Origin of the sequence: Kribbella sp. CA-293567 (assembly GCF_027627575.1) — a bacterium.
GTDB lineage: Bacteria > Actinomycetota > Actinomycetes > Propionibacteriales > Kribbellaceae > Kribbella.
Genome location: NZ_CP114065.1, coordinates 1,427,333 through 1,440,016, shown reverse-complemented (window position 1 = coordinate 1,440,016; position 12,684 = coordinate 1,427,333). Strand labels below are relative to the sequence as shown.

Annotated in this window: 10 protein-coding genes; 6 read left to right on the top strand and 4 right to left on the bottom strand. The window is 69.1% G+C overall.

Annotation, left to right across the window (positions count from 1 at the left end; all coding sequences use genetic code 11):
- Window positions 1-122: 122 nt before the first annotated feature.
- Complete coding sequence (locus OX958_RS06950; RefSeq protein WP_270136335.1) at window positions 123-1,058, bottom strand: GNAT family N-acetyltransferase; 936 nt, start codon at window positions 1,056-1,058, stop codon at window positions 123-125.
- A 199-nt stretch (window positions 1,059-1,257) separates the two neighbouring features.
- On the opposite strand from OX958_RS06950, the gene OX958_RS06945 reads away from it, so the two are divergent.
- Window positions 1,258-1,779, top strand: a complete 522-nt coding sequence (locus tag OX958_RS06945; RefSeq protein ID WP_270136334.1) for a DinB family protein — start codon at window positions 1,258-1,260, stop codon at window positions 1,777-1,779.
- Between the two features lie 940 nt (window positions 1,780-2,719).
- Here the strand turns inward: OX958_RS06945 and groL are convergent.
- Window positions 2,720-4,348: a chaperonin GroEL gene (gene groL / locus OX958_RS06940; RefSeq protein ID WP_270136333.1), complete on the bottom strand. Its 1,629-nt coding sequence runs from the start codon at window positions 4,346-4,348 to the stop codon at window positions 2,720-2,722.
- Between the two features lie 238 nt (window positions 4,349-4,586).
- Window positions 4,587-4,934, bottom strand: a complete 348-nt coding sequence (locus OX958_RS06935) for an MmcQ/YjbR family DNA-binding protein (RefSeq protein ID WP_270136332.1) — start codon at window positions 4,932-4,934, stop codon at window positions 4,587-4,589.
- Window positions 4,935-5,094: 160 nt separating this feature from the next.
- Here OX958_RS06935 and OX958_RS06930 point away from each other — a divergent pair, with 160 nt between their 5' ends.
- Complete coding sequence (locus OX958_RS06930) at window positions 5,095-5,415, top strand: PspC domain-containing protein (RefSeq protein ID WP_270136331.1); 321 nt, start codon at window positions 5,095-5,097, stop codon at window positions 5,413-5,415.
- Between the two features lie 150 nt (window positions 5,416-5,565).
- Window positions 5,566-6,834 (top strand): M48 family metallopeptidase, encoded by a 1,269-nt coding sequence (locus tag OX958_RS06925; protein WP_270136330.1) that lies wholly within the window; start codon window positions 5,566-5,568, stop codon window positions 6,832-6,834.
- On the opposite strand, the gene OX958_RS06920 is transcribed toward OX958_RS06925, so the two are convergent.
- The gene (locus OX958_RS06920) at window positions 6,831-7,796 is read right to left on the bottom strand and encodes a glycerophosphodiester phosphodiesterase family protein (protein WP_270136329.1); all 966 of its coding nucleotides are present in this window, start codon (window positions 7,794-7,796) and stop codon (window positions 6,831-6,833) included. The two genes, OX958_RS06925 and OX958_RS06920, sit on opposite strands and share 4 nt — an antisense overlap.
- Window positions 7,797-7,980: 184 nt before the next feature.
- Here OX958_RS06920 and OX958_RS06915 point away from each other — a divergent pair, with 184 nt between their 5' ends.
- From OX958_RS06915 to OX958_RS06905, 3 genes are read left to right on the top strand one after another with little or no spacing between them, the layout of a single operon-like run.
- Window positions 7,981-9,165 (top strand): DUF418 domain-containing protein, encoded by a 1,185-nt coding sequence (locus OX958_RS06915; RefSeq protein ID WP_270136328.1) that lies wholly within the window; start codon window positions 7,981-7,983, stop codon window positions 9,163-9,165.
- A gap of 54 nt (window positions 9,166-9,219) precedes the next feature.
- Window positions 9,220-10,941 (top strand): ABC transporter ATP-binding protein, encoded by a 1,722-nt coding sequence (locus OX958_RS06910; RefSeq protein ID WP_270136327.1) that lies wholly within the window; start codon window positions 9,220-9,222, stop codon window positions 10,939-10,941.
- Window positions 10,938-12,674: an ABC transporter ATP-binding protein gene (locus tag OX958_RS06905; RefSeq protein WP_270136326.1), complete on the top strand. Its 1,737-nt coding sequence runs from the start codon at window positions 10,938-10,940 to the stop codon at window positions 12,672-12,674. Before OX958_RS06910 ends, OX958_RS06905 begins: the two co-directional genes overlap by 4 nt.
- Window positions 12,675-12,684: the final 10 nt, after the last annotated feature.

Genomic DNA, 12,684 nt, shown 5'->3' with positions numbered 1-12,684 from the left:
ATCGGCTGCAGGCTTCGACCGGTGGAAGGTCCAGCACGAAACGATCTAGCCGCCGCGGCCAACCGCCTGTGCGCCTGACTGGAACTGGCACACAGGCGGTTTTGCCTTCAGATTCTGGACGTTCAGTTTGTCGGGTAGCTGGCGACCATTCGTACTGCGTGGTTGCGGTAGCCGAGGCGTTCGAAGGCGGCGGTCATCGGTTTGTTGGTCAGGTCGGTGTCGGCTCGGATGCGGTCGGCGCCGGTCTCGACCAGGACGTGGGTGATCTCGGCGAGGAGGTCGTCGCTGTAGCCGTGGCCTCGGTGTTCGGGCAGGACGCCGAGGTAGCCGACCACCGGGCCGCCGTTGTTGGCGGAGGGCAGCGCGAAGCCGACCAGCTCGCCCGATGCGACGTCGTAGGCGAGGCGCCACCACGAGCGCTCGCCAGGCATCGACTGGTAGACCTCGAGGTCCTCCTTGGCCGAACCTTCCACGCCGACGCGAGCGACCGCTCGCAAGGTGGCGGCGTCAAGGCTGCCCTCGATCACCCGGCGGAAGGCTTCGAGGAAGGCCTCGTCGTCGGCCGGCTCGAAGCGTAGGCGGGTCGAGCGTGGCGGGAGTCCGTCGGACGGCGTCCACTCGTAACGCAGCCGCTCGGTCAGCGCCGACAGTCCGGCGGCGGCTGCAGCTTCGAGTCGCGGCTCGAGCTCCGCGACCACGTCGGGCTGATCACGCCAACCGTTCGGCAGGAAGATGTGGTACTCCGGCTCCTCCGCCTCCGCCGGGATAGTGGCGAGGCTGTGCCGGATCAGGTCGGTCCAGACGGCGACGCGATCGACCCCTGGTACGGCGTACAGGCCGTCGATGCTGAACGGGTGGTCGAACTGCTCCATGCCCCACCAGATGGCCAGGGCGATGATCTTGCCGTCGTCCTCCGCGACCCAGGTCCAGTCATGGCGATAGGCGCCGCTGACCAGGTACTCGTCCCAGCGCTGCCGCGTGACGGTGTTGAGCGACTGCTCGGCGATCAGGGTGTGGATGGTGTCGAGATCTGACTCGACGGTGGTGCGGATCTTCACGAATCCTCCAGAAAGAGGCGCGCGGCTCCGCTCAGTGCGAGCTGAGCGAGCGGACCGGGAGCGCCGGAGTACAGATTTGGGTCTTCATCGGTCACTCCTTCCACTCGAGGTCGTTCTCGCTGCCGCCGAGAATAGCCGGGCGGCAGGGTCGTAGTCCACCTTCCGCGAGGTCGGCACGGAAGGCTGAGATGATTTGCCGGTGACGGATTCGGTGTTGCGGAACCAGTTCGAGCTGACCTGGGCACTGTTCGAGTACCACCTCGAGCGGCTGACCCCCGACGACCTGCTCTGGGAGCCGGCCGCGCTGAACTGGACGGTCCGCCCGGACGCCGTCGGCCAGTGGCGCCCCGACTGGTCCGACGTACCCCTCGACCCGATCCCCGTCCCGACGATCGGCTGGCTCACCTGGCACATCGGCTGGTGGTGGTCGACCGCGGCAGCCCACGCCCGCGGCGCAGTACCGCCTGACCGTACTGCGATCCTGTGGCCCGGCGACCTAGCCAAAACCCTCGGCTGGATGCGAGCCCTGCGCGAGCAGTGGTCGCACATCCTCGAAGACACCCCCGAAGAACACCTGGCCCGCCCCGCGGTCTTCCCGTGGCCTCCGGAAGCCGGCCGCTCCACCCGGGACCAGTACGCCTGGGTGAACGTCGAACTGATGAAGAACGCGGCGGAGATCGGTCAACTGCGCTTGCTCAGGGCCGCCGGGCTGCCGAGGTAGCTGTCCGTCGGCGCTCCCGGTGGCTGAGTACCAGCCGTACCGCCTTCTCTCACCTCATACTCACGGCTCGCCGGTGGCGCTACCCACCACCTCGGCTCCGCCAGACGCTGAAGCCGCTTTCGCCCTGTTGTTGCCGACCAGCGCAAGAGCTTTCACCGGTTGGCCAACCGCTGCCTGTCCGTCACGGTGGAACGGCACCTCGGCGGACACGCCGCACCAGACACCACAAGCCGGTTGCCGCCAGTTCAGCCTCGTGGCGCTACGCGCCACCTCGGCTCCGCTCCAGCTGCTGACGCGCCCGGACCTCCGACGCGGCTCAACCTGATCCGGAACTCGGTGGTCGCGCTCGCCGCTCCGTCACCCCAAGACGAACACCGGCCACAGCAACCCGGCACCTAACAACACCGGATAGCCCAGGTTGGTCTCTCAACACACCAGGTAGATCACCGGCGAGTGCAGGCACAGAACAAACAACGCACTACTCGGGCCCACAACTCAGTGAGCCAATCGCGTCAGCATCTCCATCGAATCCGAGGTGGCGCCCAGCGCCACGAGGCCGGACCCAGCGAGACGCGAGTACCACTCGGCGCTACAACTCGGCGGGGTCGATCGCGTCAGCATCTCCACCGAATCCGAGGTGGCGCCCAGCGCCACGAGGCCGGACCCAGCAGAACGCGAGTACCACTCGGCGCTACAACTCGACGGGTCGATCGCGTCAGCATCTCCACCGAAACCGAGGTGGCGCCCAGCGCCACGAGGCCGGAACCAGCAGAACGCGAGTACCACTCGGCACTACAACTCGGCAGGTCGATCGCGTCAGCATCTCCACCGAAACCGAGGTGGCGCCCAGCGCCACGAGGCGGGAGCCGCACAGACAAAGCTGGCCCCGGGCGGATGCCCGGGGCCAGCTTCAGTGTCTTGCAGACGAACTTCTAGGAGATCAGAAGTCCATGCCGCCCATGTCGGGCGCGCCGCCGCCTGCGGCGGCACCGGCCTTCTCGGGCTTGTCGGCGATGACTGCCTCGGTGGTGAGGAACAGCGCCGCGATGGACGCCGCGTTCTGCAGCGCCGAGCGGGTGACCTTCGCCGGGTCGATGATGCCGGTGGCGATCAGGTCCACGTACTCACCGGTTGCGGCGTTGAGGCCCCAGCCCGGCTCGAGGTTGCGAACCTTCTCCACCACGACGCCACCTTCGAGGCCGGCGTTGAAGGCGATCTGCTTCAGCGGAGCCTCGACCGCGGACCGCACGATCGCGGCACCGGTGGCCTCGTCACCCTCGAGCTCCAGCTTCTCGAACGCGACGACCGAAGCCTGCAGCAGCGCCACGCCGCCACCGGCGACGATGCCCTCTTCGACGGCGGCCTTCGCGTTGCGAACGGCGTCCTCGATGCGGTGCTTGCGCTCCTTGAGCTCAACCTCGGTGGCCGCGCCGACCTTGATCACCGCGACGCCACCGGCCAGCTTGGCCAGTCGCTCCTGCAGCTTCTCGCGGTCGTAGTCGGAGTCCGACTTCTCGATCTCGGCGCGGATCTGGTTCACCCGGCCGGCGATCTGGTCGGCGTCGCCCGAACCCTCGACGATGGTCGTCTCGTCCTTGGTGACGACGATCTTGCGGGCCTGGCCGAGCAGCTCCAGGTCCACGGTGTCGAGCTTGAGGCCGACCTCCTCGGAGATGACCTCACCGCCGGTCAGCACGGCGATGTCGACCAGCATGGCCTTGCGGCGGTCACCGAAGCCCGGCGCCTTGACGGCGACGGTCTTGAAGGTGCCCTTGATCTTGTTCACGACCAGGGTCGCGAGGGCTTCGCCCTCGAGGTCCTCGGCGATGATGGCCAGCGGCTTGCCGGTCTGCATGACCTTCTCCAGCACCGGGACCAGGTCCTTGATGCTCGAGATCTTGCTGTTCACCACGAGGATGTACGGGTCTTCGAGGACCGCTTCCATCCGCTCGGTGTCGGTCACGAAGTACGGCGAGATGTAGCCCTTGTCGAAGCGCATGCCCTCGGTGAGCTCGAGCTCGAGACCGAAGGTGTTGCTCTCCTCGACGGTGATGACACCTTCCTTGCCGACCTTGTCCATCGCCTCGGCGATGATCTGGCCGACCTGGGTGTCAGCGGCGGAGATCGAGGCGGTGGAAGCGATCTGCTCCCGGGTCTCGACGTCCTTCGCCTGGGCCAGCAGCTGCTCGCTGATGGCCTCGACAGCCTTCTCGATGCCCTTCTTCAGGCCCATCGGGTTGGCGCCGGCGGCAACGTTACGCAGACCCTCGCGCACCAGCGCCTGGGCCAGCACGGTCGCCGTGGTGGTGCCGTCGCCGGCGACGTCATCCGTCTTCTTGGCAACTTCCTTGACGAGCTCGGCCCCGATCTTCTCGTACGGGTCCTCCAGCTCGATCTCCTTGGCGATCGAAACACCGTCGTTGGTGATCGTGGGGGCGCCCCACTTCTTCTCCAGCACGACGTTGCGGCCCTTCGGGCCAAGCGTCACCTTTACGGCGTCGGCGAGGGTGTTCATACCCCGCTCGAGGCCGCGGCGCGCCTCTTCATTGAAAGCAATCAGCTTGGGCATTCTCCGCGAGTCCTCCCGCGTCGAGTTTTTTGTTCAGCCGGCCGGATGCCCGCGACGGACGATGCCATCGGTACGGCGGTCACGTCCCGCCCTACTTCCAGCACCTCATCGAGGCCGTCTATGGTCACGCTCCAGGGCGATCGCAGTTATCACTCTCGCCCGTCGAGTGCTAACCAAGTATTAGCACTCGACCCCGGCGAGTGCAAGCCGGACCGACCCCGCCGCCGACCCCGAGCGTCTATCCCCCGCCGGGCCGGTCGAGCTGGGCGATCAGCATCTTGGGCGCGGTCAGCCGCCACGCCTCGACCAGCAGCTCCGCCAGCTCCTCCTCGTCGGCGACCGCCAGCCTGACCTCCAGCCAGGCGAACCGGCCGGACGCCCAGGACGGCGTGTAGATCTCGGGCGCCTCCGCCACCAGCGCCTCCTGCTCCTCGCGCAGCGCCTTCAGCATCACCGAGGTCTCGTCGGCCGACAGGTAGACGAACCCCTTCTTCCGCACCTTGAACGCCGGTTGCCCGGCCCACCCCACGTGCTCCTCGACCCCCGGCAGGGTGAGCAGCAGCTTCGTCACCGCCTCAGCATCCATCTCTCGACGGTAGGACCAGGCACCGACAGAAAGCGCGGGGCAGACGAAAGTCGTCAGGGGACCGGATCGGCGCGGCTGAGCCGGGTCAGGGGTCGGACCAGGGTCGGGTCGGTACCGATCCCGATGTGGAAGTGGGCTCCGCGGCGGCAGAGTAGTGGACATGACGAACTCCAACGCACCGTTCTCGAACCTGTCCGGCAAGTCGCTTCGCCGCTCGCGCAACCAGCGGATGCTCTCCGGTGTGTCCGGTGGCCTGGCGGAGTACTTCAGCATCGACGCGACCCTGGTCCGGCTCGCCATCGTCGGCCTGACGCTGATCACCGGTGGTACCGCGCTGATCGGCTACGTGGTCGCCTGGGTCGTGATGCCCGAGGCCGACGGCAAGGCCGTCTGGCAGTCGGTCCAGCAGCCGCAGCACCAGCCCACCCCCGAGTCCGACATCGCCGCTCGCATCTACGACGACAAGCCGCCGGCGGCGTGATCCGGCGGACGCACAGCAGCAGGGTGACAGCACCACAGATAGGCCACCCGGTGCTCTCACACCTGCTGCCGTGCCGACCGGCCCGCCACTGATCCACCAGTACTGATCCAGCAGCACTGATCCACCGGCCGGTGCTGCCACACTTCTCGCGTGCAGACCGACGAAGGCCCGATCCGCTGCCCGCAGTGCGGCCAGCAGGTCCCGCGGGAAACCCAGTACGTCACCTGGTGTGACAAGTGCGAGTGGAACGTGGACCCGACCGGCCCCACCGAGCAGGTACCCGCCTGGCGACAGCAACTCGACCACCGCCTGGCAGCCACCCTGTACGCCGAACTGGAGCGTGGCGCCATCCAGCGTCCAGGCTGGGACGCCGCCCGGATCGCTGCCTACGCGCTCTCCGCAGGGCTCCTGCTGCTCCCGCTCGCCGGCCTGCTCGGCGGCATCGCCATGCTGGTCTTCTACCGGCCACTCTGGCTCAGCGCCTTGTTGTCGGTCATCCCGCTCGGTCTCGCTCTGACATTGCGTCCCCGCGCGAACTGCCTGCCCCCTGACACTCGACTGGTCTACCGGCAGCAAGCGCCGCTGCTGTTCGCTCTGCTCGACAAGATCGCCGCTGCCGTCGGCACCAAGCCCGTCAGCGCTGTCGCGCTCGACGCCGCACCGAACCTCTACTACACCCGAGTCGGCTGGCGGTTCATGCCCGTGGTCGGCATCGGCTTGCCGTTGTGGGCGGCACTCCGGCCGCAGGAGCGCGTCGCAGTACTGGCTCACGAGCTGGGACACGGCAAGAACGGTGACACCAGGCACGGCTGGGTGGTCGGCTCGGCGATGACGATCCTCGACGAGCTCGAGGAGACCTTCAGCGAGCAGCCGCTCGACGAGTACCGCCAGGAGCTCATCTACGCGACCGAGGCCAACACCGGTCCCAGCGTCATCACCCGGCTGGTCAACGCGACCGTCGGCGGCGCAGTCAGGGCTGTCAAGTGGTTGCTGACCAGGATCGACCTGCGCAGCGGCCAGCGCGCGGAGTACCTGGCTGACCGACGGGCTGCGGAGATCGCGGGCTCGGAGGAGACAGCTCGGGCGCTGGAGAAGCTGGTACTCAGCGAGACCTCCTATCGCGCGCTGGAGCGAGCCGTGCGCTTCGGTTCCGACGTGGAGCCGCTGCAGGCTGTCACCCGCGCCATCGGTCAGGTCCCGGCACGAGAGATCGACCGGCGGCTCCGGGTCAGCCGCCTACGCGATACCCGGATCGACGCCACCCATCCCCCGACCAACCTCCGCGCCAAGCTGATCAGGACCAAGCCGGCCGCCAGCGCACTGGTCGTCCTGGGCACCGATGAGAGCCGCGCCATCGACCGGGAGCTGGCAGGGCCCGCGGAGGCCGTACTGACCGAGCTGCGGTCCGAGCTCCGCTAGACCTTGAGGCTGGTTCTGGCCGCGGCGGCCACCGCGATGTCCGGGTGGTCGGCGAAGACACCGTCGACGCCGGTCGCGGCGAAGCGGGCCAGTTCACCGGCCAGGTCCAGGCCGGTGGGCAGGAAGCGGCGCTCGGCCCGGAAGGTCCACAGCTGCACCGACAGGCCGGCCCGGTGGGCTTGCTCGACCAGCCGGGTCGGCTCACCGAGGCTGCCGTCGGCGGTGCGCGGGATGACGAGGTCCTTGTGCGGCGCCAGTACGTGCGCGTACGTCGAGATCTCCCGCAGCCCCGACGGCGCGATCAGGTCGGCGAAGGTCCGGGCGTCGCCGTGCCGAAGAAAGTCGTTCGGCGCGCTGCCGGAGTCGACCAGCTGGACCAGCGGCACGTCCGTCATCACCGCCAGCCGCCGCAGGCTGGTGGGCTCGAACGACTGGATCATCACCTCGCCCTTGTGCAGCCCCAGCGCGATCAGCCGCGCGGCGAGCAGCTCCTCCAGCGGCAGGCCCAGCCGGCGGAAGTACGCCGGGTGCTTGATCTCCGGGATCACGCCGATCGGCCGGCCGAGCCGCGCGGACTCCTGCCGCGCCAGCGCGACCACCTGGTCGAAGGTCTGGATCCCCTCCCGGCCGTCGTACGCCGTGTTGCCGGCGCGCAGGGCGGGCATCCGCTCGCGGGTCCGCAGGACCTGCAGCTCCTCGTAGGTGAAGTCCTCGGCGAACCACCCGTGCACGACCGCCCCGTCGACGATCTTGGTGATCCGCCGGTCCGCGAACACCGCGTGCCGCGCGACGTCCGTCGTACCGGACAGTTCGTTCTCGTGCCGGACCACCAGGACCCCGTCCAGCGTGGCGACGAGGTCGGGTTCCAGGTAGTCGGCTCCCAGGGCCGCGGCGAGCCGGTAGGCCTGCGGCGTGTGTTCCGGGCGGTAGCCACTCGCTCCCCGGTGCGCGATCACCAACATGGTTCCAGCACAGGCGGCCCAGGTGGCGGCGGGGGAACCCGTTGCCCAACGCAAGGTGAAGCTCGGCCACCAACTGTGGGCCGCTCCCTTCGGACGGTGACGACCCCGGACAACGACCCCTTCGGCCACGGGCCGGATACCTAAGTCGCTGCCGGGCGGCGAGCCCGCTCATATCGTCGGTGCCATGACGCGGACGCCGCTGGACCAGCCCCGTACCTCGACCGCGACCGGCCCGACAGCCGTCTCTGCCCGGGCACTCGGACCAGACCTCGCGCGCGGCCTGCTGCTGCTCTTCATCGCCTTCGCCAACACCCACGGACTCCTGCATCCACCCGGCGTGGACGAGATCCGCGCTACGCCGGTCGCCTCCGCCCTGCCGGACCGCATCGCGGCCTTCCTGGGGACGACGCTGGTCGACGGCCGGTCCTACACCATGTTCGCGGCCCTGTTCGGCTACGGCATGGTCCAGATCATGCGCCGGCAGGAGAGCGACGGAGTCGAGTGGCGCGGCATCCGCAAGCTCCTGCGCCGCCGCGGCCGCTGGATGGTCGTGCTGGGAGTGCTGCACGCAGTACTCCTGTACTACGGCGACATCCTCGCCGCGTACGGCCTACTCGCGCTGGTGCTCGTCCCGGCTGTCCGCTACGGCAACAAGCGTCTACTGATCACCGCCGGTGTCTGGACTGTCCTGGGCGCCACTCTGTATGCCTTCTTCTCCGCACCGACCGACGCTGCCACTATCGCGACCGTCTACCCCTGGACAATCGAGCACAACCCGCTGGAGGCGATGCTCGACCGCGGAGTCACCATTCTCTTCACTGCACCGCTGCTGGCCGTTACCGCGGCGGGCGCGTTCCTCTTCGGCATCTGGGCCGCGCGTCTGCGCCTCTTCGAAGATCCCGCACGGCACCAGCAGTTGCTGCGCCGAATGGCGGTCATCGGTATCCCGATCTCGTTCCTGGGTGGCGTCCCGCTGGCTCTCTACACCGCGGGCATCCTGCACGGCACCGGGGAGGACGTAGTACCGGTTGCCTTCCTCCACTCGGTCGCCGGCTTCGCGGGCGGCCCGGCGTACGCGGCACTGATCGCGCTGTGGACCCTGCGGATCAAGCAGCCCGGCCGTGTCATCACCGCCCTGCAGGCCACCGGACAGCGCTCGCTGACCTGCTACCTGCTCCAGTCGGTCGTGTGGGCGGTCTTCTTCTTCCCGTACCTGCTCGACTTCGGCCACACGATGCACCAGTGGCAGGCCGCCATCCTCGCCTTCGCCACCTGGGCACTCACGGTGCTCGGGGCCGAGCTGATGCGCCGGCGCGGTGTCCGTGGTCCGTTCGAGGTGTTGCTCCGCAAACTGACCTACCGCCGCTGAGGTCCCTTTAATTCACATGCTTTTGTCGGTGGGCCCGCATAGCCTCGAAGGGTTATGAGAAAGCTTCCACTGGCCGATCCCGGCGTCCCCGATCACCGCTCCCCCGCGCGCTACCTCTGGTGGATAGCGCGCGGTCAGAAGGCCACGCTCGCGGGCGGTGCGGCGTTCGGGATCCTGTGGATGGGCTCGCAGGCCTTCATCCCGGCCGTGCTCGGCAAGGCGATCGACGAAGGGATCGCGGGCCGCGACACCGAGCGGTTGCTGCTGTGGGCGAGTGTGCTGGTCGGGGTCGGTCTGCTGCAGGCGGCGGCCGGCATCATGCGGCACCGGTTCGCGGTGGTGAACTGGCTGAGCGGCGCCTACCGCACGGTCCAGGTGGTCACCCGCAAGTCCGCCGAGCTCGGCGCCACGCTGCCCAAGCACCTGGCCACCGGCGAGGTGGTCAGCGTCGGCTCGGGCGACCTGGCCTACATCGGCAACCTGCTCGACATCTCCGCCCGGTTCGCCGGCGCGGTCGTCGCGTTCTTCATCGTCGCGACGATCCTGCTCTCCTCCTCGCCCCTGCTCGGCCTGGTGGTGCTGATCGGCGTGCCGGTGATGCTGTTCTGCCTCGGACCGATGCTGCGGCCGCTGCACACCCGGCAACTGGCCCAGCGCGAGGCGGTCAGCCAGCTCAACTCGCTCGGCTCCGACATCGTCTCCGGCCTGCGGGTACTCCGCGGCATCGGCGGCGAGGACTCCTTCTCCCGCAGGTACCGGCGCGAGTCACAACAGGTCCGGAAGGCGGGCGTGCAGGTGGCTCGCATCCAGTCGGTGCTCGACGCGGCGCAGGTGCTGCTCCCGGGCATCTTCATTGTGGCCGTCGTCGGTCTCGGCGCCCACTTCGCCCTCCGCGGCGAGCTCAGCGCCGGCAGCCTGGTCGCCTTCTACGGCTACGCCACCTTCTTGGTGCTGCCGCTGCGAACGGCGACCGAGACGGCCGACAAGCTGATGCGTGGACTGGTCGCCGCCCGCCGGATCAACCGCGTGCTCGCACTGACCCCCGAGGTCGTCGACCCCACCCGGCCGGTGCGGCTGCCGTCCGCGGGCGACCTGGTCGACCCGGTCTCCGGCATCCGCGCGCGGAACGGCCTGCTGACCGCGATCGTCTCCGCCGAGCCCGACCGCGCCGCCGGCCTGGCCGACCGCCTCGGCCGGTACGACGACACCAGCGAGGTCCGGTACGGCGGCGTCACCCTCGCCAGCGCGACCCGGGCCGACGTCCGCACCCGGATCCTGGTCAGCGACACCGGCTCGCAACTCTTCACCGGCACACTGCGGCACGAGCTCGACCCGGATCGGCAACGCAGCGACGAGGAACTGCTGAGCGCGATCCGGACGGCGTCCGCCGAGGACGTGCTGGTCGCGTTGACCGACGGACTCGACTCGGCCGTCGAGGAGAAGGGGCGGTCCTTCTCCGGCGGTCAGCGACAACGGCTGGTCCTGGTCCGCGCGCTGCTGGCCGACCCGTCGGTCCTGGTGCTGGTCGAGCCGACCTCCGCGGTCGACGCGCACACCGAGGCGCGGATCGCGGACCGGCTGCGCGAGCACCGGGCCGGCCGCAGCACGGTGGTGCTCACCTCGAGCCCGCTGCTGCTGGACCGGGTGGACGAGGTGATCTTCGTCGCCGCCGGCCATGTTGTTGCTGTTGGCAAGCATCACGACCTGCTGGAGAACGAAGCGCGGTACCACCGGACCGTGACGAGACAGACCGAGGACGAGGAGGTGCTCGCATGACGCAGATCCTGCCGGTGGCGAGCACCGCCGAGGTTCGCCGGCACGCCCGGCGGCTGGCCCGGCGGCATCCGCGCGCGCTGATCACCGCGATGGGCCTGCACGCGCTGGCGGCGATCTCCGGGCTGGCCGCGCCGCGACTGATCGGCACACTGGTCGAGGACGTGCAGAACGGCACCACCGCGAGCAAGGTCAACCAGGTCATCCTGGTGATCGCGGTCTTCGTCATCGCGCAGTCGCTGCTCACCCGCTGGGCCCGCGTCCGCTCCTTCGCGCTGGGTGAGCAGGTGCTGGCCGAGCTGCGGGAGGAGTTCGTCGACAACGCGCTCGCGCTGCCGATCGGCACGGTCGAGCGGGCCGGCACCGGCGATCTGCTGTCGCGGACGTCGCGGGACGTGGACGCCCTGTCCCGGACCGTGCGGTTCGCCGTACCGGAAACGATCGTTGCCTTCGTCACCATTCTCTTCACCGTCGGCGCGACCCTGCTGGTCGGCGTCTGGGTGATCGTGCCGCTGCTGGTGATGGTGCCGGTGCTCGCCCTGATGACCCGGTGGTATCTGCGCCGCGCCAAGGACGGCTACCTGCGGGAGAACGCGGCGTACGCGCAGATGACCAGCTCGCTCGCCGAGACGGTCGAGGGCGCTCGCACCGTCGAGGCGCTGCAACGCTACGAGGAGCGCGCACGGCGTACCGACGACGACATCCGGGGGTCGTACAACGCCGAGCGGTACACGCTGAGCCTCCGGACGGTGTTCTTCCCGGTCGTCGAGGTCGGATACCTGCTGCCGATCGTCGCCACGTTGCTGTTCGGCGGCTGGCTGCACCTCAACGGGCACGTCTCGCTCGGCGCGGTCACGGCCGGCGTGCTCTACGTCAACCAGCTGATCGACCCGGTCGACCGGCTGATCTCCTGGATGGACGAGCTGCAGGTCGGCGCTGCCTCCCTGGCACGACTGCTGGGCATCACCGACGTCCCGGACGACCGTACGCCCTCGGGACGCAAGCCGTCCGGTGAGCTGGTCGAGGCCCGTGACGTGCGGTTCTCGTACGTCGAAGGCCGCGACGTGCTGCACGGCGTCGAGCTGACCGTCCAGCCGGGCGAGCGGATCGCGATGGTCGGCCCGTCGGGCGCGGGCAAGTCGACGCTCGGGCGGCTGGTCGCGGGCATCCATCCGCCCCGCACCGGCTCGGTGACCGTCGGCGGGGTCGGGATGACCGAGCTACCCCTGGACGAGCTTCGCCGCCAGGTCGCGCTGGTCACCCAGGAACACCACATCTTCGTCGGGACCTTGCGGGACAACCTCGCGATGGCCCGCCAGGACGCGACCGACGCGGAACTGCTCGACGCGTTGGCGGCCGTCGACGCCCGGGAGTGGGCCGAGGCGCTGACCGACGGTCTCGACACGAAGGTCGGCTCAGGTCAGGTCGCGTTGACGCCGGCTCAAGCGCAACAGCTGGCCCTGGCGCGGCTGGTGCTGGCCGATCCCCACACGCTGGTGCTCGACGAAGCGACCTCGCTGATCGACCCGCGAGCGGCGCGTCACCTGGAGAGGTCGCTGGCCGCAGTACTGGAAGGCCGCACGGTGATCGCGATCGCCCACCGCCTCTACACCGCTCACGACGCTGACCGAGTCGCGGTGGTCGAGGACGGCCGGATCACCGAGCTGGGCAGCCACGACGAACTGGTCGCCAGGCAAGGCTCGTACGCCGCCCTCTGGAACTCCTGGCACGGCTGAACCGCCGCGG